This is a genomic window from Pseudomonas sp. AC193, from assembly GCF_979258075.1.
Genome location: NZ_OZ409832.1, coordinates 5,960,402 through 5,985,435 on the forward strand (window position 1 = coordinate 5,960,402; position 25,034 = coordinate 5,985,435).

Here is a 25,034-nt window from a genome sequence, read left to right on the forward strand (position 1 = left end):
ACGCAAAACCAACAAGCAATAACCCGAGCACTTAACGCGCTGCCTGCCTGGGCAACGCGGTTCCATAAAAACAACAGCGAGGTGAAAGCATGTCTGGCAATCGTGGTGTGGTGTATCTCGGCGCTGGCAAGGTCGAAGTACAGAAAATCGACTATCCGAAAATGCAGGGCCCGCGCGGTCGCAAGATCGAGCACGGGGTCATTCTCAAAGTGGTTTCCACCAACATCTGCGGCTCCGACCAACACATGGTGCGCGGCCGTACCACGGCGCAGACCGGTCTGGTGCTGGGCCACGAGATTACCGGCGAGGTGATCGAAAAAGGCTCCGACGTCGAAAACCTGAAAATCGGTGATCTGGTCTCCGTGCCGTTCAACGTTGCTTGCGGGCGCTGCCGTTCCTGCAAAGAGCAACACACCGGCGTCTGCCTGACCGTTAACCCGGCCCGTGCCGGCGGCGCTTACGGTTACGTCGACATGGGCGACTGAGCCGGCGGCCAGGCCGAATACGTGCTGGTGCCGTACGCCGACTTCAACCTGCTGAAACTGCCGGATCGCGACAAGGCCATGGAGAAAATCCGCGACTTGACCTGCCTCTCCGACATTCTCCCAACCGGTTATCACGGCGCGGTCACTGCCGGCGTCGGCCCGGGCAGCACCGTTTACATCGCCGGCGCTGGCCCGGTCGGTCTGGCCGCTGCCGCTTCTGCACGTCTGCTCGGTGCTGCGGTGGTGATCATCGGCGACGTCAACACCATCCGTTTGGCCCACGCCAAAGCGCAAGGTTTTGAAATCGTCGACCTGTCGAAAGACGCGCCGCTGCACGAACAAATCGCCGCGCTGCTCGGCGAGCCGGAAGTGGATTGCGCGGTGGACTGCGTCGGTTTCGAAGCACGCGGTCACGGCCATGACGGCGCGAAATCGGAAGCCCCGGCCACCGTGCTCAACTCGCTGATGGGCGTGGTGCGTGTTGCCGGCAAGATCGGTATTCCCGGCCTGTACGTCACCGAAGATCCGGGTGCCGTCGACGCCGCCGCGAAAATGGGCAGCCTGAGCATCCGCTTCGGTCTGGGCTGGGCCAAGTCGCACAGCTTCCACACTGGCCAGACCCCAGTGATGAAGTACAACCGCCAACTGATGCAAGCGATCATGTGGGATCGCATCAACATTGCCGAAGTGGTGGGTGTGCAGGTGATCAGTCTGGATCAGGCGCCGGAAGGGTACGGCGAGTTCGATGCGGGCGTGCCGAAGAAGTTTGTGATTGATCCGCATAAGTTGTTCAGTGCGGCGTAGTGCTTAAGCGCAATTCAAAACGGCGACCTCAAGGTCGCCGTTTTTTGTTGGAAGGCAAGGTCAGAAGTTACCCTCACCCCAGCCCTCTCCCGGAGGGAGAGGGGGCCGACCGGGGTGTCTGGGGTTATGCATCGACCGGAGAGATCGAGTCGATTATGGATTCAGTACAGCACTGGCAGGTCGGCGTATTGCATCAATATTTCACAGTCAGTCCCCTCTCCCTCCGGGAGAGGGCTAGGGTGAGGGGCTTTGCTTTACAACTCTGCCAACGCCCCTTGATACAACACCGGCCCAGTCGGCTGCCCGGTCGGCGAACCACCCTTAGGCTCCAGACTCACCGCCAACGCAATCGGCTGTCCGATCAAAACCTTCTGCGCCTCGCTCAACTCAACCTTGCCTTTACCCCCCGCCGGAATCACCCCCAGCGAAATCGGTTTGCCATCCGCCGGAATCGCCCACAGTTCCAGACTGCGATCCGCATCAACCGCCGCCAGCGTCAGCGGCTCGACCAGCAAATAATCCTCATGCGCCTCGACCTTCAGCGCCGGTTGCGCACTGGCCGTCAACAGCGTCGCGGTGTAGCGAGCATCATCACGGTTGTACAGCGAGCCGAGGAACACCAGCACAACAATTGAACAGACTGCCGCCATAACGCGCAGCCAATTCCAGAACGGACGCTTCTCCGGCACATGCAGCACTTGCGGTTCGATGCGCGCGGTAATGCCTTGCCACACGCGATCGGGCACCGGATGTTCCGGCAGGAATTCGGTAAGGCTCACCAGCGTTTCCTGCCATTGCGCCACTTCCGCTCGCAACGCCGCGTCGTCCAGCAGCAGCTGCTCAAAGCGTCGCCGCGCAGGCGCTGACATCAGACCAATCGCGTAATCGGCTGCGAGCGCGCGGCGCAGGGCAGGGGTCTGGTAGTTCATGATTCAAGGCACCGGCGCAGGCGTTCCATGCCTCGGCGGATCCACGATTTCACCGAGCCCAGCGGCGCGGCCAAATGTTCGGCGAGTTCCGAGCAGGACAAGCCGTGAAAGTAGGCGACGGTGATCGATTGGCGCTGCATGCCTTCGAGGGTTTCCAGGCAACGGTTGAGGGCGTGAGCCTCACGGGCGCTGCTCAATTGATCGTGGGCCGAGGGGCTTTCGTCCTGCAGGGCGTCCTGTTCGAGGTCGGTCAGCGGCCGGTCGCGGTGTTTGCGCAACTGGTCGATGGCCTGATTGCGGGTGATGTTGATCATCCAGGTCATCGGCGCCGAGAGATGCGATTCGTAGCGCGAGGCGTTGTTCCAGATCCGTACGAAGGCTTCCTGCAACACTTCTTCGGCCAGATCCGGGCGACCCATGAAACGCAGGGCCACGCCGTGCAGGCGCGGGCCGACGCTGCGGTACAAGGTGTCGAAGGCGCGCCGATCACCCAGTGAACACTGGGCCAACAGCTGCCTTAGCTGATCGGTCTCGGCGGCGGAAATAACGACTCTCCAGGCAATGGATGGGCGACGAGGGCTAGACTCGGGCTGTTCACAGGCTAGTTCAGCGACAGCGGTTGTGCCATTCATCGCGACAATTCCAGGGTTTCACGATTCATATACGTGAGACGGGGGAAAATGGATGCTCTGCACCGGAACATGCCGGCGTATCCTCGGTCAAACCGGCAGTTTCGCTGCCCATTGACGGGTAGTTTTCACAGCGCAAGAGGATGTCTGAATGAAGATTTCACGCGGTTTTGCCTTGGCATCACTCATGACCCTGGCGGCGAGCCCGGCGTTCGCCGGTTTCAGTCTGGACGACGTCACCAAGGCCGCTGCCAGCATGCAGGGCGGCAACGCTGCCACTGCCGCAGCGCCGACCTCGGAAACGGCCGGTTTGCTGCAAGCCGTCACCGGTCTGGGGGTTACGCCACAACAAGCCGTCGGCGGCACCAGCGCCATGTTGGGTCTGGCCAAGAACCAATTGAGCAGCACTGATTATTCGCAGTTGGCCAAAGAAGTGCCGGGCATCGACAAGCTGTCGGGCGGTAGCGGCAACCTGGCAGCGTTGAGCGGGTTGCTGGGTCAGTCCGGCAAATCCGCCGGTCTGGAAAATGCCTTGGGTAACGTCAAGGACACCAATGACCTGAACAACGCCTTTGGTGCGTTGGGCATGGACAGCGGCATGGTCGGCCAGTTTGCCCCGGTGCTGCTCAAGTACTTGGGTGACCAAGGCGTTGGCGGTTCGTTGCTGACCAGCCTGGGCAGCATCTGGGGCGTTGGCACCGGTAGCTGAGTCAGCGCCGCTCGTCGCGCAGTTCGGCGATGCGCTGATCCTTCTCGTTCCAGAGCTGGTTGACCCAGCTCTGGACGGTCTGGCGAAACGCCGGATCATTTTCGTAATCGCCCTGCCACAGCGCCGGGTCGAGTTCGCGGGTCTTGATGTCGATGATGACTCTCGGCACGTTGCCGCTGATCAAATCCCAGAATCCTGGAATCCGTGCCTGTGGATAAACCACCGTCACATCGAGGATGGCATCCAGCTGTTCACCCATCGCCGCCAACACAAACGCCACGCCGCCCGCCTTGGGCTTGAGCAAGTGGTTGAACGGTGATTGCTGTTCGGTACTTTTCGCCGCCGTGTAGCGCGTGCCTTCCAGATAATTCACCACGGTTACCGGCTGACGCTTGAACAGCTCGCAGGCCTGTTTGGTGATTTCCAGATCCTTGCCCGCCAGCTCCGGGTTCTTCGCCAGAAACGCCTTGGTGTAGCGCTTCATGAACGGGTAATCCAGCGCCCACCACGCCAGACCCAGAAACGGTACCCAGATCAGTTCTTTCTTGAGGAAGAATTTGAAGAACGGCGTGCGCCGGTTCAGTGTCTGGATCAGCGCCGGAATGTCGACCCACGATTGGTGGTTGCTGATCACCAGATAAGACGTGTCGCCGCGCAAACCTTCGCCGCCGCGAATGTCCCATTCGGTGGGAATGCACAGGCGGAAAATCAGCTTGTCGATTTCGGCCCAGGTCTCGGCAATCCACATTACCGCCCCCGACGCGTAGTCGCGCCAGCGGCCCGGCGCGACCAGTTTTAGCAGGGCAAACACCAGCAACGGCCCGATCAGGATCAGGGTGTTGAGCAACAGCAGCAGGGTGACGAAACAGCCGGTGAGCAGGCGGCGCATAAGCAACTCTATGACGTGGGTTGGGCGCGTCATGATAAGCAGCTTCGCGCGGCAGGCCAAATCGGCGCTGACGAATGTTTCACTTTTGGCCGGGTATGCTTTGCTCAGAAGTTGTATTGAATGAACTGGCCCCTTCGCGAGCAAGCCCGCTCCCACATTTTGGAATGCATCCCCCTGTGGGAGCGAGCCTGCTCGCGAAAGCGATTTCATGACGAACGAATTACTTACCGGGTGTCTAAAATCTCGCGTCTGCCGCCCTCATTTTCCAAGGAAGCCCCTTACGTGAAATCCCTCCTTGCACTGTTTGCCCTCGTCGCCCTGCCGGTCATGGCCGCCGAGCCGACCCTGTACGGCCGCTACGAATACATCGCGCTGCCGGAAATCGGCGGTGAAGTGCTCAAGGCCAAGATGGACACCGGCGCGCTGACCGCCTCGCTGTCGGCCAAGGACATCGAGACCTTCACCCGCGACGGCGAAGACTGGGTGCGTTTCCGCCTCGGCACCAAAGACGCCAGCAACAAAGTCTACGAACACAAAGTCGCACGGATCAGCAAGATCAAGAGCCGTTCGGATGAAGAGGACGAGGGTGAAAGCACCGAAGTCGCCAAACGTCCGGTGGTCGATCTGGAGCTGTGCCTGGGCGACGTCAAGCGTACCGTTGAGGTCAACCTGACCGACCGCAGCAACTTCAATTACCCGTTGCTGATCGGTGCCAAAGCCTTGCGTGAATTTGGCGCTGCGGTAAACCCGGCACGTCGCTTCACGGCTGACAAACCTGACTGCTGAGCCAAGTGGTCTCATTGACGTGACGTCAGGCTTGGGGCACCGTTCGCGCACTCAACCACGGGCTCGGATGCCATGCCTCATATCCTGATTGTCGAAGACGAAGCGGCGATTGCCGACACGCTGATTTTCGCCCTGCAAGGCGAGGGGTTCGCCACCACGTGGCTGAGCCTTGGCGCGGCAGCGCTGGAACATCAGCGGCAGACGCCAGCCGATCTGATCATCCTGGACATCGGCCTGCCGGACATCAGCGGCTTCGAAACCTGCAAACAGCTGCGGCGTTTCAGCGAAGTGCCGGTGCTGTTCCTCAGCGCTCGCGATGCCGAGATTGATCGCGTGGTCGGGCTGGAGATCGGCGCCGACGACTATGTGGTCAAGCCGTTCAGCCCTCGGGAAGTGGCGGCACGGGTCAAAGCCATCCTCAAACGCATGGCGCCGCGCCCGCCGATTGAAGCCACCTCGGCGCTGTTTCGTATCGACCCCGAACGCGTACAAATCATCTATCGCGGCCAGACGTTAAGCCTGACCCGCCACGAATTCCGTCTGCTGCAATGCCTGCTCGAACAACCCGAACGCGTGTTCAGCCGCGAACAATTGCTCGATGCGCTGGGCGTCGCGGCCGATGCCGGTTACGAACGCAGCATCGACAGCCATATCAAAAGCGTGCGCGCCAAACTGCGGCTGGTGCGCGCCGACGCTGAACCGATCCAGACCCATCGCGGCCTCGGTTACAGCTACAGCCCGGGGCACAGCTGATGTCATTGGGGCTGCGGATTTTTCTGGTGTACGTGCTGTTTATCGGCCTGACCGGTTATTTCGTGCTCAACACGGTGATGGAAGAAATTCGCCCCGGCGTGCGCCAGTCCACCGAAGAAACCCTCGTTGATACCGCGAACTTGATGGCGGAAATACTTCGTGACGATTTCAAGGCCGGCACCCTCAGCGAAAATCGCTGGCCCGAATTGCTCCGCGCTTATGGTGATCGCCAGCCGCAAGCGACGATCTGGGGCTTGCCGAAAAATCAGGTCAATCACCGTATCTATGTGACCGACGCCAAAGGCATCGTTGTGCTCGATTCCAGCGGCGTTGCGGTGGGTCAGGATTACTCGCGCTGGAACGACGTCTACCTGACTTTGCGCGGTGAATACGGCGCACGTTCGACCCGCAGCGATCCGAACGACGCGAGCTCGTCGGTGATGCATGTCGGCGCGCCGATCCGCGATAACGGCAAGATCATCGGCGTGGTCACCGTGGCCAAACCCAACAGCTCATTGCAGCCTTACGTTGATCGCACCGAGCGACGTTTGCTGTTTTACGGCGCCGGTTTGATCGGCCTCGGCCTGTTGTTTGGCGCGCTGCTGTCGTGGTGGCTGAGTCGCGCGCTGCACCGCTTGACCGGTTATGCCCAAGCCGTGAGCGAAGGGCGCCGCGTGGAAGTGCCGCACTATCGCGGTGGCGAACTGGAGCAGCTCGCCACTGCCGTGGAACAGATGCGCACGCAACTGGAAGGCAAGGCCTACGTCGAGCGTTACGTGCATACGTTGACCCATGAACTGAAAAGTCCGCTGGCGGCGATTCGTGGCGCGGCGGAATTGCTGCAAGGGGATATGCCGCCGATTCAGCGCCTGCGTTTTGTCGGCAACATCGACAGCGAAAGTGCGCGGATGCAGCAGTTGATCGAGCGGCTGTTGAACCTGGCGCAGGTCGAACAACGGCAAGGCCTGGAAGAGCGGGTGGCGGTGCCGTTGGCGGTGTTGGTGGATGAGTTGTTGCAAGCCCAGGCAGCGCGAATTGAAGGCAAGCAGTTGCGAATCGAGCAGACGATTGCGGCGGATCTGTTGCTGATGGGCGAGCCGTTTCTGTTGCGTCAGGCGCTGGCTAATCTGTTGGAGAATGCGCTGGATTTCACCCCGAAGCAGGGGCTTTTGCGTTTCAGTGCCGAGCGGGTTGGTGAGCAGATTGAATTTCGTTTGTTCAATGTAACAGCGGCGATTCCCGGTTACGCGCTGCCGCGATTGACCGAGCGTTTTTACTCGCTGCCGCGCCCGGACAGTGGCCGCAAGAGCACGGGGCTTGGGCTTAATTTTGTTGAAGAAGTGGTGAAGTTGCATGGTGGTTCAATGCTGATTCGCAATGTCGAAAATGGTGTGGAAGTGATATTGCGCCTGTCCTGAAATTGCCAAAAGATCGCAGCCTTCGGCAGCTCCTACACGTATTGGGTATATCCGTAGGAGCTGCCGAAGGCTGCGATCTTTTGATCTTTCCACACAATCTCCACATTCCCCCCACAAAACCCCCACACCCCATCCCCAGACTCCCCCCATCAAAACAGGGAGAGTCCCATGAACAAGAATCTGACCATCAAGCTCGGCGCCATCGCGCTGCTGATCCTGCTATTGCTGATCCCGCTGTTGATGATCGATGGCGTCATCGACGAGCGCCAACAGCTGCGCGACGGCGTGCTCGAAGACATCGCCCGCAGTTCCAGTTACAGCCAGCAGGTGAGCGGCCCGGTGATGGTGGTGCCGTATCGCAAAGTGGTGCGCACGTGGAAAACCAACGAAAAAACCAATAAGCGTTACCAGGAAATCGGCGAAGAGCGCGGGCGTTTGTACTTTCTGCCCGAGCGTTTTGAGCTCGACGGCCAGGTGCAAACCGAACTGCGAAAACGCGGGATCTACGAGGCGCGACTGTTCCATGCCGACAATCGCATCAATGGCCATTTCTCACTGCCGGCGCAATTGGGCATCAAGGAAGATTTCGCGGACTACCAGTTCGACGCGCCGTTTCTCGCCGTCGGCATCAGCGACATTCGCGGCATCGAAAACGCGCTGAAACTGGAGCTTGATGGTCAGCGTCTGGACTTTGTTCCGGGGACGCAAGTGGCCTGGCTCGGTGAGGGTGTGCGGGTCACGCTGCCGACGCTGGATACCAGCAAAACCACCGAGCTGGCGTTCGCCTTCGATCTGCAACTGCAGGGCACCGGTTCGTTGCGCGTGCTGCCGGTGGGCAAGACCAGCAGTGTCAGCCTCGGCGCGAATTGGCCGCATCCGAGCTTCATCGGTAACTTCCTGCCGGCCAAACGCGAGATCAACGATCAGGGTTTTAACGCCGATTGGCAAACCTCGTTTTTCTCCACCAACCTGCAGGAAGCAATGCATCGCTGTGTGAGGGGCGATTGCGAGGCATTCAACAGCCGCAGCTTTGGCGTGAGTTTCATCGACCCGGTGGATCAGTACCTGAAGAGTGACCGGGCGATCAAATATGCGCTGCTGTTTATCGTCCTGACGTTCGCCGGTTTCTTTCTCTTCGAAGTACTGAAAAGTCTCGCTGTGCACCCGGTGCAATACGCGCTGGTCGGTGTCGCGTTGGCGTTTTTCTATCTGTTGCTGCTGTCGCTGTCGGAGCACATCGGTTTTGCCCTGGCGTATTTGCTGTCGGCCAGTGCTTGTGTGTTGCTGATCGGCTTTTACGTCTGCCACGTGCTGCGCAGCGTGCGCCATGGCTTGAGTTTTTCGGCGGGGTTGGCGGCGTTGTATGGGCTGCTTTATGGGCTGTTGAGCGCGGAGGATTACGCATTGTTGATGGGCTCGTTGCTGCTGTTCGGCTTGCTCGGCGTCTTTATGGTGCTGACGCGCAAACTGGATTGGTACGGGATTGGGCAGAAACCGGTCAAGCCGTTGGAGTTTGATATCGGGGTGGTGGAATGAGCCGGTCGCTGGGGTTGCGCGAGGATCAGCGAGAAGGGGAGGTTTTGGCGGCACGCATAGCCGGACTGTTTCAGGGCTTGGGTGACAAGCGCAAGTCTCGTCTAACATTGAGTGATTGCGCATCGAGAGCCCGGCATGGAATCCGACCGACTGTTGCACCGTAATACGCCGACGCTGGCAGTGGTCGATCCTCGTGGGTTGGCCATTGCTTCGGTTGCCTACTATCGCGCAACCAACGCTGAAGTTCTTCCTGAGCCGCGAGTAACACGAGAGACCTTCGATGCTGCGGGGCGATCTGTGGCGAACTGGGATCCTCGTTTGGGTTCAACTGAAACACCAATTGCTTCGCTGACAGCCGTGCCGGATTTTTCGGGACAACCGCTGCTGACGGTGAGTGTCGACGCCGGCTGGCGATTGTCCTTGAATAACCAGATAAATCAGCCGCAACTGAGCTGGGACGGAGCTGGCAATACAACACGTGTCCATTACGACTCGATGGGCAGGCCGACGAGTATCGAGCAAGCACCTGTCGACGCAAATGCGAGCTGTGTAGAGCGCTTGTATTACGCGGGGTCGAAGGTCGACGCCAGCCTGCGAAACCAGTGCGGTCGATTAATCCGCCATGCCGATACCGCGGGGGTGCGAAGCGTTACTGATTACGGTCTGCAAGGGGCACCGCTGACGGAATCGCGGCGTTTGTCAGTCTCGCTTGATCATCCGCACTGGCCGATCAACGAGCCTGAACAGGATGCGCTGCTGGAGCCAGGTAAAGATAAAATCTACCGCACGCATTGGCGCTACGATGCATCGGGCGGGTTACTTGAACAAGCTGATGCGGCCGGGCATTTTCGGCGTCACGCTTACACGGTGGATGGACAGTTGCAGTGCACTTGGCTGACGGTGATGGGGCAATCCGAGCAATTGCTGGTCAGCGATATCGCCTACAACGCGACCGCGCAGGTCGAGCAAGAAACAGCCGGAAATGGGGTCGTCAGCAAAAGTATTTACGATCCTGCGGATGGCCGCCTGCGACAGTTGCTGGCGGGTCGAGGTAATCGCCGGCTGCAGGATCTGCATTATGAACATGATGCCGTGGGCAACATTCTCTGCATGACAGATGAATCGCAACCCACCACCTGGTTTGCCAATCAACGTCTTGTTGCGGTCAATAGCTATGGATACGACACGCTTTATCAATTGATCAAAGCCACTGGGCGAGAAGTGAAATCGGCCGGCGACGGGCCGCTTTTGCCTGAACTGATCTCACCCGTCGACCCCTCTCATTTGCAGAATTACAGCCAGTCCTGGATCTACGATGCAGGGGGCAATCTGCTTGAGCAACGGCACAGCGCTAAACCGACGCTATTCATGGATATAGACACGGGGAGTAATCGCGGGCTGCCGCGCATTCAAGGGAAGCGCGCTGATTTTGCTGCTTGTTTCGACCTCAACGGCAATTTAAAGGCGCTGTCACCCGGCCAGTCATTGTGCTGGACGGTGCGAAATCAACTGAGTGAAACCGTTTTGGTCACTCGTGGCGATGCCCAACATGACTGCGAGCGCTATGTCTACGATGCCGCAGGAATGCGGGTGCGCAAAGTTCGGGTCAGCAAAGCCGACAGCGTCGTGCGAACCGTCGAAGTTCGTTATTTGCCGGGACTGGAACTGCGCACCGAAGGCGCGGGGAGCGCAGTCGAAGTTCTGCACATGATCAGTGTGCAAGCGGGCCGCAGCATTGTTCGTCTTCTGCACTGGGAGCGAGGTCAGCCTGAGGGAATCGAAGAGGATCAGTTGCGTTACAGCCTCGATGATCAGTTGGGCAGTTGCACGTTGGAGTTGGACGGCCGAGGCAACATCATCAGTTATGAAGGCTATTACGCCTACGGTGGTACGGCTTGGTGGATGGGCCGTTCGCAAGTCGAAGCCAAGTACAAGTTTGTTCGGTATTCCGGTAAAGAGCGGGATGCCAGCGGTTTGTATTATTACGGCTATCGTTACTACGCGCCGTGGTTGCAGCGCTGGGTAAATCCGGATCCTGCGGGCATTCTGGATGGGTTGAATGAATATTGTATGGTTGGCAATAGTCCGATTGGCCATCGAGACGTTTTGGGATTGTATACGGGGATAGATGACGAAGATCAATTCGTTGATGCGAAAATTTTGGGTCGTGGAAGGGCAGGTTTTTCCCGAGAGCAATTGGGACGTATCGACACCGCGTTAGCTTATGCACAAGAAATAGCGGCTGGCGCATTCGAAGTGCTCATCGATGATAGAGATAGGCGTTTCAGTTGGGTTGCCGATCGTGTATTTGGTGGCTCAATGTCTGAAAAAGAGCTGGCAGTTTATACAAGTGCAATGCGTGGGGCAGTTGGACTCTATATGAAAGGGGGGAGTAGGAGCGACCAGTTAGCTAGATTTAAATCAAATGATCCGCAATCGTTAACGACCGCCAAAGTTATTACCGATGATATACATAAAAGAATTTTTCTAACGAAGGGTGCAATGGGGGACGGAAATCTATCCGATACGATTACACTGGCTTTAACGTTGATTCATGAGATTACGCATTTGGAATTCAATACGAGGGATATACACTATTACTCAGTTTCTGAATCGGACGCCAGTATTCAAGATTACTGGCAGCATCTCGAAAGTCGAGTCGGCAGGGTTATGTCTAGCAGTCGTGCAGATACGGAAATACTAAAGCGCATAGAAACTATTGAGCCGGATTTTTTAAAAAGAAATCTTGGCACTTCTGATCTAAATAAAATCAGATCGAGGTTCTCTCAATACAAACCCATGGCGATGAAGTTTAATGCTGACTCGATCACGATGAGCCTGGCAATTTACGGGCTCCCCGCATTGGAAAAAAGAATATCCAGAAGTGGGGGGGCGTCTCCTGTGCATTCTTTTAAACGTGAGCCAACTCCAGACTACGATTGAGCAAAGTGGCTCGCCCATTCGAGAGCGGGCCACAACACTAGCTTTAAGGCTTGGGCATCGTCGCGATCATGGACGGTCGCTGACTCACTTCAAAAAACCAGTTAGCCAGTTGCGGATTAGCCTCGCGCCAGCCCAGGTCGGGGAAGCGCAGATCCAGGTAGCCCAGCGCGCTGGCGACGCTGATCGCGGCCACATCGAAGTGGCTGGTCAGCTCGGCAATCGCGTCGTTCTCCAACAGATTCAGCGCACGACGGATTTTCTCGCGTTGCGCTTCGAGCCATTCATCCCAGTGTTTTTCCGGGGCGCGCAGGACTTGTTCGTAACGCACCATCACCGAGGCGTCCATGATCCCGTCGGCCAGCGAGGCGAGGGTCAGACGGCGCCAGCGGGCCGAGCCTTCGCGCGGGATCAGCGGGTTGCCGACGTGCTGGTGGTCGAGGTATTCAAGGATCACGCGGCTGTCATGGATGACCGTGCCGTCGGCCAGGCGCAGGGCCGGGATTTTTCCTAGCGGGTTGTCGGCATTGAGCTCGGCGCTGGGGCTGACCGGGGAGAGCACGCAGTCTTGCAGGGCAACGCGATCCTGCTGACCGGTTTCGTAGAGCAAGACCATTACTTTGCGCACGAACGGGGAGAGGGTGTTGTGGTACAGGGTCATGCTGGGGGCGGACATTGGCAGGGTCTCGATCAGAATGGTGAACGGGCAGCATAGCGCGTAACGCCGCCGCCTCAAGCCCAGCGCAAAACCAATGTGGGAGCGAGCCTGCTCGCGAAGGCGTCGGTCCAGTCAACGTTGATGTTGAGTGTTAGAGCGCTTTCGCGAGCAGGCTCGCTCCCACAGGTTGTTTAGCTTCGCAGCAGTAATCCTTTAAGGGCCAGGAAGGCCGGCACACCTAGCCCGATCCAGCTCAGCGCATCCCAGATCCCGTCCCCCAGCAACGCCGCAAACAGTCCCGCCGCACTCAGAAGACCAATCACCAACGGCGTGCTGAAGACTTTCCAGAAATTCGACTGACGCGGCTTCATACCGTCGCCTCCGCCGTTTCCAGCACAGGCTTGGCAGCCTTGCGCCGCACCACCCACAGATACACGCCGCTGCCGAGAACGATGATGGTCAGCACATCGAGCGTGGCCCAAAGGATCTTCATCGGCATGCCGCCGTAATCACCAAAGTGCAGCGGTTGCGACATGCCCATCGCGTCCATGTACCACGGTCGTTCCGCGACAGCGGTGACCTTCAGCGTGCTGGCGTCGATCAGCACCGGCGTCAGCAGATGCGAGGTCAGGTGCGTGCCGCCCTTCATGAACACCGAGTAATGGTGTTCGCTGGAGAAGCGCGTGCCGGGGAAGGCGATGAAGTCCGGTTTCATGCCCGGTGCAGCGTCGCCGGCAATGTCGAGCAAGCGCGTGGCGGGCGCCAGTTGTGTCAGCGGTGGCGCGTCGCGGTAAGGTTCGATCAACGCGGTCAGGGCCTCGTTGCGCCATGCGGCGATCAGCAGATCGGCGCAGGCACTGATCACGCCAGTCACGCCGACGACCAAGGCCCAGGTCAGCGTCACCACGCCAATCAGGTTATGCAGGTCGAGCCAGCGCAGTCGCGTGGATTTGTCCTGACGCACCGTGCCGAACTTCAGCCGACGCATGAACGGCAGGTACAGCACCGTGCCCGAAACAATCGCCACGACAAACAATAAACCCATAAACGCCAGCAGCAATTTGCCCGGCAACCCGGCAAACATGTCGACGTGCAGGCGCAGGATAAACAGCATCAAACCGCCGTTGGCCGAAGGGGTTTCCAGTGCTTCACCGGTGCGCGCATCGAGCATGAAGGTGTGCGAGGAGTTCGGTTCGGTGCCGGCGGTTTTTGCCATGATCGCAAACGCAGCGTTTGGCTCTTCGTCGTCGTAACCGAAGTACTGCATGACCTCGCCCGGCCGATGTTTCTGCGCGGCATCCACCAGTTGTTGCAGGTTGAGTTGCGGCGTGTCGGCCGGCATCTCTCGCAACTCGGGGGCATTGCCCAGCAGATGATCGATTTCATGGCTGAAAATCAACGGCAAACCGGTCAGTGCCAGCATCAGCAAAAACACGGTGCAGATCAGGCTGGTCCAGGTGTGGATAAACGACCAGCGACGAATTGTTTTACTTTTCATTTCATGACCTTCAAAAACACCAAAGCCGTCCACGAGGGACGGCCTGGTAACAGGGCCTGTTTCAGCTCAGTCGCTTACCACTTGTAAGTGGCGCTGGCGACGACGCTGCGTTGATCGCCGTAGTAGCAATAGAAACCGTCGCAGGTGGAAATGTAGTCCTTGTCGAACAGGTTGGTCGCATTCAGTGCCAGCGACGCGCCTTTGAGGCTGTTGTCGAGACGGCCGAGGTCGTAATGCACGCTCGCGTCGAACACGGTATAGGCATCCGCCTTGCCCAGCCAAGTGTTGCCTTTGTCGCCGTAGGTGTTGCCGGTGTAACGCACGCCAGCACCCACGCCGAAACCGTCGAGCACGCCGGTGTGCCAGGTGTAGTCAGTCCACAGCGAGGCTTGCTGGTTCGGCATCAGTTGCAGACGGTTGCCCTTGTCGACGCCTTTCTGCACTTCGGACTTGGCCAGGGTGTAGGCGGCGATGACCTTGAGGTTATCGGTCACGTCCGAAACGGCTTCCAGTTCCAGGCCTTTGACTTTCACTTCGCCGGTCTGGCTGGTGATCGAAACGCCATTGACGTTGGTGTTTACGGAAACGTTTTTCTGGGTCAGGTCATACACCGCAGCGGTCAGCAGGGTTTTGCTGCCCGGTGGCTGGTACTTGATGCCCAGTTCCCACTGCTTGCCTTCGGTTGGCTTGAGCGAATCGGTGGACGTCGCGTCGGCACCAGCGGTTGGCTGGAAGGACTCGGCGTACGACAGGTACGGCACAAAGCCCGAATCGAAGACATAGCTGATTGCCGCGTTGCCGCTGAAGTTTTTGTCGCGCTGCGTGTTGGTGGCATCGCCCTTGTTGATGAACTGGGTGCTGGTGTGTACCCAGTCTTCACGGCCACCGAGGGTCAGGCGCCACTGGTCGAGAGCCATTTGATCCTGCACGTACAGGCCGGTCTGGTAGGTCTTCTGGTCGTAGTCATAAAACGCGGTAGAGCGCGGTGGACGTACGATCGGTTGCCCGTAGATCGGATTGACAACGTTGGTGGTCAAGCCATCGCCGAAAATCGAGGTGTAATTGGTGTTGCTGCGCTGGTGATCCAAGCCCAGCAGCAGGGTGTGGCGGATATCGCCGGTAGCGAAGTCAGCCTGGAAATTGTTGTCCACGGCGAACTGGCTGATGTCCTCATCGACCACCGTGGAAGTGCGACCGACGTTGCCTTGATCATCCACCATCGTGAACGGATAGGAGCCTGGAGTCAGCGCCTGGAATGCCAGATCGGACTTGGTATAACGCAAGTTCTGCTTGAACTGCCACACATCGTTCAGACGATGTTCAAAGGCATAACCCAGCGCGTAGTAAGTGCGGTCGTAATATTCCCAATCCGGATCGCCAAGGTTCTTGTGGTGAGAAACGTCACCGAACGGCATGTCGATCTTGGTGCCCTGAATCGGCAGGAACTGGCTGGTGATGCCGGTATCGTCGCGGGTGAACTGGGTCAGCAGGGTGAACTTGGTATCGTCGTCGATATTCCAGGTCACGCTTGGCGCGATGTTGTAGCGCTTGTTGTCGACGTGGTCGATCTGCGTGCCACTGTCGCGCACGACGCCGCTGAGACTGTAGAGAAACTGACCTGCCTCATCGATCTTGCCGGTGCTGGCGAAGTTGATCTGGCGATGGTTGTCGCTGCCGTATTGCAGCTGAATTTCACTGCTGGCTTCGGCACTTGGACGGCGACTGACCATGTCCAGCAAGCCGCCCGGAGGGGTCTGGCCGTAAACCGACGACGCCGGGCCGCGCAGCAGAGCGAGGCGGTCGAGGTTCCAGGTTTCCTGTTTCGGGTTGGCGTACACGCCTTTTGGCAGCGGCAAGCCGTCGAGGAACTGGGTCGGTTCAAAACCGCGTACACGCAACCAGTCGGCGCGGGTGTCACTGCCGAAACTGCTGGCGGTGATGCCCGGCATGTAGCGCACGGCGTCGTCGAGGCTGTGCACGCTGCGGTCGTCCATTTGCTGACGGGTCGCCACGGAGATCGAGCGCGGTGCTTCAACCAGCGCGGTGTCGGTCTTGGTGCCGGCGGCGGTGCGGGTGGCGGTGTAGCCTTCGACCGGGCTCCACGCGGTTTCCAGATTCTCCACGCCGATGATCGCGGTTTCCGGCAGGGCCATCACACCTTCAGGTACGGCGACCAGGCTGTAAGTGCCGGAAGTGCTTTGTTCCAGTTGCAGACCGGTGCCGCTCAAGGCTGCACGCAGCGCGCCGGCCGCGTCGTACTGGCCTTTGACCGGTGCCGAAGTCTTGCCCGCTGCCAGCGACGGGTTCAGCGACAGCGCGAGGCCGCCCTGGCTGGCGATCTGGTTCAGGGTGGTCGACAGTGGCGCCGCCGGCAGGTTGTAAGCGCGAACGCTGGACGCTTGTTCAGCGGCGAGCAACGGGCTGCTGATCAGCGGGGTGCTGAGGGCAATGGCGACGGCCAGCAGACTGGGGCGCAACAAGGTGTCTAACGAACGGGACATACGGCGGCTCCTGAATGGAAATATTTCTCAATTGCCTGCTTGCCGGATGAAAATCAAAAAGTGATAGGGCTGGATGAAAATAATTTCGATTTGCGGGAAATAGCGTTGTGGCGGATGACGCCATTCGCGAGCAGGCTCACTCCTACAGGGGAACGCATTTCAACTGTAGGAGTGAGCCTGCTCGCGATAGCCATAGCTCGGGCACCACATTACTCAGGCTTGGTATCAGCCTTCGCGACGGTCACCCAATAAGGCGTGTGCTGCTCAATCTGCACCGGCAACGTCGGCAGCAGCGCGCTCAAAGCCTTATCGGTGTCATGCAGCGGAAAGCTGCCGGTAATTCGCAAATCCGCCACTTCCGGCGCCACACCCAGATGCCCGCGACGATAACGCCCAAGCTCATGCACCAGATCGCCCAGCCGTGCGTTGTCGACCACCAACATGCCGCGCGTCCAGGCATCGGCGCCGGGGGTGAGGGCGACGATTGCGTCGAGCCCGTCACTGCGCATAAATACCTGTTGGCCTTCGTGGAGGATTTGCTCCTGAGGATTCGATTGCGGATGCGCCGCGACAGCCGACTGCAACACGCTCAGGCGCGTGCCTTCGTCTTCTCGCTTGACCAAAAACCGCGTGCCCAACGCACGCATGCTGCCTTCACGGGTTTCGACGATGAAGGGCCGCGCATCGCCGTGACCGGTTTCCACGAGGATTTCGCCTTCCTGCAGAACAATCAGTCGGCGCTTCTCATCGAATCGCACGTCCACCGCACTGTGGGTATTGAGGTTGAGCACGGTGCCATCGGACAGACGCACGATGCGCTGTTCACCGGTGGCGGTGCGCTGATCGGCGAGCCAGTAATCCAGCGGCAGATAACGTTCGCCAGCAAACAGCGCCACGCCGACGACCACCACAACGCTCGCCAGACCACTGCCCAATTTGCGCACACGGCGGCGAATACCTTCCCGTGATTGCAGCAAGGCGCTGCGGGCCGGGCCTTTGGCCACGCTGAAACGCTGATCAAGCATGCCCAACTGGCGCCAGGCCCGGGCGTGTTCTTCATTGGCCGCGTGCCATTTGGCGAATTCTTCGCGCTCCAGCGGACTGCTGGAGTCGAGGGTCAACTGCCAGGCAATCGCCGCGTCCAGCACGTGGGCCTGAACCGGTCTGGAACTGGCCGGGCTCACGTCGGCTCACCGTACAGGGCGATGTAGCACTGACGGATACCTTGCGCGAGGTACTGGCGCACACGCGGCACCGAAACGCCGAGCTTCTCGGCAATCTCGGCGTGGCCGAGGCCGTCGAGGCGGTTATAAAGGAAGGCGGCACGAGCCTTGGTCGACAGTTTGCCGAGCAAGCGGTCGATGGCCTTGAGGTCTTCGAGGATCAGTTGCTGTTCTTCCACCGACGGTTGTTCGCCTTCGGGGATCAGCATTAGTTCGGTGAGGTAAGCCTGTTCCAGCGCGGCGCGGCGGAAGTAATCGAACAGCAGGCCTTTGGCGATCGCCACCAGAAAAGCTCGCGGTTCGCGGGGTGTCAGCAACTCATCACGACCGAGCAGGCGTACGAAGGTGTCCTGACTCAGATCTTCGGCCCGTTGCGGGCATGCCACATTGCGCCGCAGCCACGTCAATAGCCAACCGCGATGGTCGCGATACATCGCACCAACGAGTTCACTGTGAGGGCTTTGGGCTGCAGGCACCGTATATCACCGATTGGGAAATATTAACTAACGCGAATTGTTCGCGATTCTCGCAGAGGTGGGAATGGTTAGCAATTGGCCACTGGTCGGGTGGGCCGCTGAAGGACTCCCCTCACCCTAACCCTCTCCCGGGGGGAGAGGGGACTGATTGGGGGATATTGACGCAATACGCCGACGTGAACGATGTCTGCTGAATCCATAATCGACTGGATCCCTCAGGTCGATGCAAAGCTTCGAACACCTCGGTCGGCCCCCTCTCCCTCCGGGAGAGGGCTGGGGTGAGGGTGCTTTTAAAACGATGGAGCTTGCTGGCGACGCTTCCACTGACTCAACCGCTGCTGCAAATTCAACGGGCTATGAATCTGCTGCCCCCGCGCCCGGCTAAACAGAATCAACGCCAACTCCGCCGTGGCCAACGCATCGGCACTCGCGTTATGCCGTTCAAACACTTCCAGCCGAAACCACTCGATCCACTCATCCAGCCCCGCCTCACGGATCTGCGCCTGCGGACACACCAGCGGCGCAATATCGGCGACATCCAGAAACACCTGCTGCAACTTGTGCCCCAGATGCTCCTTCACCGCACGCCCGAGCATGTGCTGATCAAACGGCGCATGAAACGCCAGCACCGGGCTGTCGCCCATAAACTCCAGCAATTCCAGCAACGCCTCGGCCGGCTCGCTGCCAGCGGCAATCGCATTCGGCCCCAACCCATGAATCAACACACTGGGGCTAAGCTTCAACTCCCGGCACTGCAAGGTGCGCTCAAATTGCTGACTGAAGTCGATCGCGCCGTCCTCGATCACCACCGCACCAATCGACAACACGCGATCCTTGTTCAGATTGAGCCCGGTGGTTTCCAGATCCAGCACCACCCAGCGTTGTTCGCGCAGGGTGCATTCGCGCAGTTCAGTGATCGCCGGCAGCTTCGCCAGTCGCTGCTGAAAATCCACCGGCACCACCGGGCTCGCCGGGCGCAGCCACGAAAACAGACTCATAGCTGATACCGCAACGTCAGGCTGCTTTGCAGGCGCTGCGCCTGACGCAGGGATTCGCGGAGGATGCGCCGGTCGAGATGATTGAGGCTGTCGGGATCGACACGGTTGGAGTACGGCAGATTCTCGCGCGTCTGCAACTGATGCTGTTGCATGCGCGTTTGCTGAATGAAGTGATACGCCTCTTCATACGCCGCGCCGTCCAGCCGTTCGATGACTTCTTTATCGACCAACTGACGGAAGCGTTCGAGGGTGTTGTTGGCGTCGATACCGTTGGCCAGCGCCAGCAAGCGTGCGCCATCCACAAACGGCGTCAGCCCCTGAACCTTCAAGTCCAGCGTGGCTTTCTCGCCGTTCTTGCGCGCCAGTACAAACTCGCGGAAGCGCCCCACCGGCGGACGATTGCGCAGGACGTTCTCGGCCATCATGCGCTGGAACAAACGGTTGTCACCGACCTGATCAAGAATGCCCCGGCGCAGTTGCTCGCAGCTTGTTTCATCGCCCCAGACCACGCGCAGATCGAAATAAATACTCGACGCCAACAGGTTCTCCGGCGTCGCCTCGCGAATAAACGCCGCAAAGCGCCGCGCCCATTCCGCTCGCGACAAACACAGCTCGGGGTTGCCGGCCATGATGTTGCCTTTGCACAGGGTGAAGCCGCACTGCGCCAGGCTCTGGTTGATCTGCTGGGCAATCGGCAGCAGCTTGCCGCGAATCTCTGCGGCATGCGCAGCATCGCGGGCATCGAACAGAATGCCGTTGTCCTGATCGGTGTGCAGCGTCTGCTCGCGGCGACCTTCGCTGCCGAAACACAGCCAGCTGAACGGCACGTCGGGGTCGCCTTTTTCGGCGAGGGTCAGCTCGATCACCCGGCACACGGTGTGGTCGTTGAGCAACGTGATGATGTGGGTGATCTGCGTCGACGAGGCGCCGTGGGCGAGCATGCGTTCGACCAGTTGGCCGATCTCGCCGCGCAGGGTCACCAGTTGTTCGACCCGTTGCGCGCTGCGAATCGTCCGCGCCAGATGCACCAGATCGACCCGTTGCAGAGAAAACAGATCGCGCTCGGAAACCACGCCGCACAAGCGCTGATCCTTGACCAGACAAACGTGGGCGATGTGCCGTTCGGTCATGGCAATCGCCGCATCGAACGCACTGTGATCCGGCGAGAGATAGAAGGGCGCGCGGGTCATGTGGCGCTCGATGGCATCGCTGAAATCACCGACGCCTTCGGCCACGACATGGCGCAAATCGCGCAGGGTAAAAATCCCCAGCGGTGCTTTGTTTTCGTCTACGGCGACGATGCTACCGACCTGTAGCTCGTGCATCAGCTTCACCGCTTCGCGCAGCGGCGTGTCCGGGCTGCACGTCACCGGGTGACGCATCGCCAGTTCGCCCAGTCGGGTGTTCAGCGAGTACTGCGTGCCGAGGGTTTCCACGGCTTTTTGCTGCACTTGCTGATTGACCTGATCGAGCAGGCTGCTGACCCCGCGCAAGGCGAAATCACGGAAGGCGTTGGAGAGGGCGAACAGTTTGATGAACGCCAGTTTGTTCAGTTGCAGGCAGAAGGTATCTTCGCCGGCCAAATGCTCGGTGCGGGTCGCGCGTTCGCCGAGCAGGGCAGCCAGCGGAAAACACTCGCCGGTGGTGATTTCAAACGTGGTCTCGGTGCCCGGTTTGGTGATGTGCTGGCGTTCGCCGACCACCCGGCCCTGCTTGACGATATGGAAGTGTTCAACCGGGCCGTCAGTGGGTTTGATGATGCTCTCGCCCTGAGCGTAAAACCGCAGCTGACATTGCTCCACCAGATAAGCGAGGTGGGCGTGTTCCATCTGATTGAAGGGCGGGAAGCGCTGGAGGAATTGCAGGGTGCCCTGAATGTTCTGCAATACCGCGGTTTTCCCTGCCTGGGTGAAGGCGTCCGCTTTACTCATAACCATTACCGCAGTCTTTTTCGAATTGTTGTTGTCGGATCGTTATGGCCATGGTCGACCCCTACGGACAGGGTGCCCATTGGACGTAAGTCTAGGTTTTGCCACCATTGGCGAAGTTTCGGAGATGCCCTACGCAAACAGTCGGAAATTCCCTCGGTTACCCCCTTGGAAAAAAATCCGACGAAGTGCACATTGAAGCTCTGCCCAGCGCTGTCTGACCACTTGCCAAGGGATTGATTTGAATACTTAGAGAACGCCATGTCCGACCACGATATTTTGAGCGACGCCGAGCGAGAAGCGCTCAGCGCAGTGATGCTCGAACCCGACCTGCCGCCGCAGCGTGTGCTGATCGTCGATGACGACAAAGACGCCCGGGAGCTGTTGTCGGAGATTCTCGCGTTGGACGGCATTCGCTGCATGACCGCGGCGAGTGGTGAGACGGCGTTGAAGATGCTGGCTGAAAAGCCTTCGATTGGCCTGGTGATTACCGATCTGCGCATGGGCAATGTCGATGGGCTGGACTTGATTCGGCAAGTGCGCGAGTCGGTGCGGGCGGCGATGCCGATCATCATTGTCTCGGGCGATGCCGATGTGAAGGACGCGATTGCGGCGATGCATTTGAGCGTGGTGGATTTTCTGCTCAAGCCGATTGATACGACGCAGTTGCTGGCGCTGGTGAAGCGCGAGTTGGGGATTGAGCCTTAGAAGCCCCTCACCCTAGCCCTCTCCCGGAGGGAGAGGGGACTGACCGCGGTGGATGTGCAAGGTACACCGACGTGAAATATCTCGGTTGAACTCAGGTTCTGAAAACCATGAAGATCTGCTCTCTCTACCCCTTGGCATCCTGAGTCGAACTCCGCTTTTGAAGCGCACAAATATCGGCTCCCTTTCCCCTCTACCCCTTGGGGGAGAGGGCTGGGGTGAGGGGGATGGATCTCAAGCCCAGCACAAAAATCCAATCCACCGCCCAAACAAAAAAGCCCTGATCTCTCGATCAGGGCTTTTTCACTTCTACGCAAATTTACAGGCCGTTAGCCGCCTTGAACTCGCGACGACGACGGTGCAGAACCGGCTCGGTGTAACCGTTCGGCTGCTTGGTGCCTTCGACCACCAGTTCGACCGCCGCCTGGAAGGCGATGTTGCTGTCGAAGTTCGGGGCCAGCGGACGGTACAGCGGGTCATTGGCGTTTTGACGGTCAACCACCGGCGCCATGCGCTTGAGGCTTTCCATCACTTGCGCTTCGGTCACCACGCCGTGGCGCAGCCAGTTGGCGATGTGCTGGCTGGAGATACGCAGCGTGGCACGGTCTTCCATCAGGCCGACGTCATTGATGTCCGGCACTTTCGAGCAACCCACACCCTGGTCGATCCAGCGCACCACGTAACCAAGAATGCCCTGGGAATTGTTGTCCAGTTCGTTCTTGATCTGCTCTGGCGTCCAGTTCGGGTTGACCGCCAGCGGGATGGTCAGGATGTCGTCGACCGACGCGCGAGCACGTTTGGCCAGTTCGGCCTGACGGGCGAACACGTCGACCTTGTGGTAGTGCAGCGCGTGCAGTGCAGCGGCAGTCGGCGATGGAACCCAAGCGGTGTTGGCGCCAGCCAGTGGGTGCGCGATTTTCTGCTCAAGCATCGCGGCCATCAGGTCGGGCATCGCCCACATGCCTTTACCGATTTGCGCGCGACCTTGCAGGCCGGTGCTCAGACCGATATCGACGTTCCAGTTTTCGTAGGCGCCGATCCACTTCTCAGCCTTCATGTCAGCCTTGCGCACAACCGGGCCGGCTTCCATGGAGGTGTGGATTTCGTCGCCGGTGCGGTCGAGGAAACCGGTGTTGATGAACACCACGCGCTCGCTGGCCGCTTTGATGCAGGCCTTGAGGTTGACCGTGGTGCGGCGCTCCTCGTCCATGATCCCGACTTTCAGGGTGTTGCGCTTCAGGCCCAGCACGTCTTCGATGCGACCGAACAGCTCGTTGGTGAACGCCGCTTCTTCCGGGCCGTGCATCTTCGGTTTAACGATGTAGACCGAACCGGTGCGGGTGTTGCGACGCGAGGTGTTGCCGTTGAGGTTGTGCATCGCCGCGAGGCAAGTGACCAGACCGTCGAGGATGCCTTCCGGCACTTCGTTACCGTCTTTGTCGAGGATCGCGTCGATGGTCATCAGGTGACCAACGTTACGCACAAACAACAGCGAACGACCGTGCAGCGTCACTTCACCGCCATTTGGCGCGGCGTAGGTGCGATCCGGGTTCATGGTGCGGGTGAAAGTCTGACCGCCCTTGGACACGGATTCCGACAGGTCGCCCTTCATCAGGCCGAGCCAGTTGCGGTAGATCACCACTTTGTCGTCAGCATCGACGGCGGCCACGGAGTCTTCGCAGTCCATGATGGTGGTCAGCGCCGCTTCCATCAGGATGTCTTTGACGCCGGCCGGGTCGGTCTGGCCAACCGGGGTAGTAGCGTCGACCTGGATTTCGAAATGCAGACCGTTGTGTTTCAGCAGGATCGCGATTGGCGCGTTGGCGTCGCCCTGGAAACCGATCAGTTGTGCATCATCGCGCAGGCCACTGTTGCTGCCGCCCTTGAGGGTGACCACGAGTTTGCCGTCGGCGATTTTGTAGCCGGTCGAATCGACGTGGGAGCCAGCCGCCAACGGCGCGGCTTCGTCGAGGAACGCGCGGGCGAAGGCGATGACTTTGTCGCCACGCACCTTGTTGTAGCCTTTGCCTTTTTCTGCGCCACCTTCTTCGCTGATCGCGTCGGTGCCGTAGAGGGCGTCATACAGCGAACCCCAGCGGGCGTTCGAAGCATTGAGAGCAAAGCGAGCGTTCATCACCGGCACAACGAGTTGCGGGCCGGCGGTACGGGCGATTTCATCATCGACGTTTTGCGTCGTTGCCTGGAAATCAGCCGCTTCTGGCAGCAGATAACCGATTTCTTGCAGGAAGGCTTTGTAGGCCACGGCGTCGTGCGCCTGACCGTTGCGTTCCTGATGCCAGGCGTCAATACGAGCCTGGAAGTCATCGCGTTTGGCGAGTAGGGCTTTGTTCTTCGGCGCCAGGTCATGAATGACCTTGTCGGCACCTTCCCAGAATTTTTCGGCGGTGAGGCCGGTACCGGGAATGGCTTCGTTGTTCACGAAGTCGAACAGGACTTTGGCGACCTGCAGGCCACCGACTTGAACGTGTTCAGTCATTGCTTGCCTCACTCTGCTCAGCTATTTCGCTTTTCAGCTCTTCAATTTTGACAATGAAGCCTCTGGGCCATTTAAACCACAAACCTGCCGACCAGTACATGCCATTGCTGGCGGCTGGGCTGGAACCAATCAACGGCTTGGGGCCTTGCTGACGGGGCTTTCAGGGTTGCGAACAGGCTTCGGGCAGACATCGGTTCAGCGTTATGTAGTGCGCGCTGCGGCATACTACATGATGAGTTGCGCTTGTGAAAATCAGACTAATTACGTCGTTCTGCGACCTCATGTCGCATTGCGGTCACATCGCGGAACGGGATGTTCTCAAAAAACCATTGGATTGTTCCAGCTAAATATCAAAAGTTGTACACATAAATACTATTTGGCTGCTATGGCATCTGTCACATAGGTCTTGGTGGTGGGGTCAATTGTGGCGAGGGGATTTATCCCCGTTGGGTGGCGAAGCCGCCCCCAGCGTTCTTGGCAGGTAAACCGAGTTGGCAGGATTTACGACTGCTGCGCAGCCGGACGGGGATAAATCCCCTCGCCACAGGTTCATGCCCAAACCCAAACCCAAACCCAAACCCAGTTTTCCAGCAAGGCAGGTCGGGTCAGGCTGAATCAACGCCCTTGCCTATACTTCCCCTTCTATAACAACAGTCATGACAAGAGGGCGGC

19 protein-coding genes and 1 pseudogene are annotated in these 25,034 nt (G+C 59.0%); 8 read left to right on the forward strand and 12 right to left on the reverse strand.

The window, feature by feature from the left end; translation table 11 throughout:
- Positions 1–89: 89 nt before the first annotated feature.
- A pseudogene (gene fdhA, locus ACZZ0D_RS26750) lies at positions 90–1,289 on the forward strand (formaldehyde dehydrogenase, glutathione-independent).
- A 254-nt stretch (positions 1,290–1,543) separates the two neighbouring features.
- On the opposite strand, the gene ACZZ0D_RS26755 reads toward fdhA, so the two are convergent.
- On the reverse strand, positions 1,544–2,218 hold the full coding sequence (locus tag ACZZ0D_RS26755) for an anti-sigma factor (RefSeq protein WP_463554678.1): 675 nt from the start codon (positions 2,216–2,218) through the stop codon (positions 1,544–1,546).
- Positions 2,215–2,850, reverse strand: coding sequence for a sigma-70 family RNA polymerase sigma factor (locus ACZZ0D_RS26760; RefSeq protein WP_463554679.1), 636 nt, complete (start codon positions 2,848–2,850; stop codon positions 2,215–2,217). The genes ACZZ0D_RS26755 and ACZZ0D_RS26760 overlap by 4 nt, the downstream gene beginning before the upstream one ends.
- Positions 2,851–2,998: 148 nt before the next feature.
- On the opposite strand from ACZZ0D_RS26760, the gene ACZZ0D_RS26765 reads away from it, so the two are divergent.
- Positions 2,999–3,556: a DUF2780 domain-containing protein gene (locus ACZZ0D_RS26765; RefSeq protein WP_212545026.1), complete on the forward strand. Its 558-nt coding sequence runs from the start codon at positions 2,999–3,001 to the stop codon at positions 3,554–3,556.
- 1 nt (position 3,557) lies between these two features.
- On the opposite strand, the gene ACZZ0D_RS26770 is transcribed toward ACZZ0D_RS26765, so the two are convergent.
- Positions 3,558–4,445: an acyltransferase gene (locus ACZZ0D_RS26770; protein WP_212550104.1), complete on the reverse strand. Its 888-nt coding sequence runs from the start codon at positions 4,443–4,445 to the stop codon at positions 3,558–3,560.
- Between the two features lie 282 nt (positions 4,446–4,727).
- Between ACZZ0D_RS26770 and rloA2 the strand changes: the two genes are divergently transcribed.
- From rloA2 to ACZZ0D_RS26795, 5 genes are all read left to right on the forward strand, one after another.
- Entirely contained in the window at positions 4,728–5,231 is a 504-nt protein-coding gene (gene rloA2, locus ACZZ0D_RS26775) for a retropepsin-like aspartic peptidase RloA2 (RefSeq protein ID WP_053124525.1), read from the forward strand.
- Positions 5,232–5,303: 72 nt separating this feature from the next.
- Positions 5,304–5,984, forward strand: coding sequence for a two-component system response regulator CreB (gene creB / locus ACZZ0D_RS26780; RefSeq protein WP_463554680.1), 681 nt, complete (start codon positions 5,304–5,306; stop codon positions 5,982–5,984).
- Complete coding sequence (gene creC / locus ACZZ0D_RS26785) at positions 5,984–7,402, forward strand: two-component system sensor histidine kinase CreC (RefSeq protein ID WP_463554681.1); 1,419 nt, start codon at positions 5,984–5,986, stop codon at positions 7,400–7,402. The genes creB and creC overlap by 1 nt, the downstream gene beginning before the upstream one ends.
- Before the next feature lie 168 nt (positions 7,403–7,570).
- A complete protein-coding gene (gene creD, locus ACZZ0D_RS26790; RefSeq protein ID WP_463554682.1) occupies positions 7,571–8,938 on the forward strand; it encodes a cell envelope integrity protein CreD in 1,368 nt (455 codons plus the stop codon).
- 135 nt (positions 8,939–9,073) lie between these two features.
- On the forward strand, positions 9,074–11,881 hold the full coding sequence (locus tag ACZZ0D_RS26795) for an RHS repeat protein (protein ID WP_463554683.1): 2,808 nt from the start codon (positions 9,074–9,076) through the stop codon (positions 11,879–11,881).
- A 43-nt stretch (positions 11,882–11,924) separates the two neighbouring features.
- Here ACZZ0D_RS26795 and ACZZ0D_RS26800 read toward each other — a convergent pair whose 3' ends face one another.
- The 8 genes from ACZZ0D_RS26800 to ACZZ0D_RS26835 form a co-directional block, all read right to left on the reverse strand.
- Positions 11,925–12,554: a glutathione S-transferase gene (locus tag ACZZ0D_RS26800; protein ID WP_463554684.1), complete on the reverse strand. Its 630-nt coding sequence runs from the start codon at positions 12,552–12,554 to the stop codon at positions 11,925–11,927.
- Positions 12,555–12,727: 173 nt separating this feature from the next.
- Positions 12,728–12,907: a hypothetical protein gene (locus ACZZ0D_RS26805; RefSeq protein WP_053124513.1), complete on the reverse strand. Its 180-nt coding sequence runs from the start codon at positions 12,905–12,907 to the stop codon at positions 12,728–12,730.
- The gene (locus ACZZ0D_RS26810) at positions 12,904–14,034 is read right to left on the reverse strand and encodes a PepSY-associated TM helix domain-containing protein (protein WP_463554685.1); all 1,131 of its coding nucleotides are present in this window, start codon (positions 14,032–14,034) and stop codon (positions 12,904–12,906) included. The genes ACZZ0D_RS26805 and ACZZ0D_RS26810 overlap by 4 nt, the downstream gene beginning before the upstream one ends.
- A 74-nt stretch (positions 14,035–14,108) precedes the next feature.
- Positions 14,109–16,535 (reverse strand): TonB-dependent siderophore receptor, encoded by a 2,427-nt coding sequence (locus ACZZ0D_RS26815; RefSeq protein ID WP_159815409.1) that lies wholly within the window; start codon positions 16,533–16,535, stop codon positions 14,109–14,111.
- A 209-nt stretch (positions 16,536–16,744) separates the two neighbouring features.
- Positions 16,745–17,719, reverse strand: coding sequence for a FecR domain-containing protein (locus ACZZ0D_RS26820; RefSeq protein WP_463554686.1), 975 nt, complete (start codon positions 17,717–17,719; stop codon positions 16,745–16,747).
- Positions 17,716–18,192 (reverse strand): RNA polymerase sigma factor, encoded by a 477-nt coding sequence (locus ACZZ0D_RS26825; RefSeq protein WP_218959295.1) that lies wholly within the window; start codon positions 18,190–18,192, stop codon positions 17,716–17,718. The genes ACZZ0D_RS26820 and ACZZ0D_RS26825 overlap by 4 nt, the downstream gene beginning before the upstream one ends.
- A gap of 332 nt (positions 18,193–18,524) precedes the next feature.
- Positions 18,525–19,232 (reverse strand): 3'-5' exonuclease, encoded by a 708-nt coding sequence (locus tag ACZZ0D_RS26830; RefSeq protein WP_400648729.1) that lies wholly within the window; start codon positions 19,230–19,232, stop codon positions 18,525–18,527.
- Entirely contained in the window at positions 19,229–21,163 is a 1,935-nt protein-coding gene (locus ACZZ0D_RS26835; RefSeq protein WP_463554687.1) for a DUF294 nucleotidyltransferase-like domain-containing protein, read from the reverse strand. The genes ACZZ0D_RS26830 and ACZZ0D_RS26835 overlap by 4 nt, the downstream gene beginning before the upstream one ends.
- A gap of 258 nt (positions 21,164–21,421) precedes the next feature.
- Here ACZZ0D_RS26835 and ACZZ0D_RS26840 point away from each other — a divergent pair, with 258 nt between their 5' ends.
- Positions 21,422–21,868 carry a response regulator gene (locus ACZZ0D_RS26840; protein WP_053124502.1) on the forward strand — a complete coding sequence of 149 codons (447 nt, stop codon included), beginning with the start codon at positions 21,422–21,424 and terminating at the stop codon, positions 21,866–21,868.
- 316 nt (positions 21,869–22,184) lie between these two features.
- Here ACZZ0D_RS26840 and ACZZ0D_RS26845 read toward each other — a convergent pair whose 3' ends face one another.
- Entirely contained in the window at positions 22,185–24,362 is a 2,178-nt protein-coding gene (locus tag ACZZ0D_RS26845) for a malate synthase G (RefSeq protein WP_463554688.1), read from the reverse strand.
- Between the last annotated feature and the right edge of the window lie 672 nt (positions 24,363–25,034).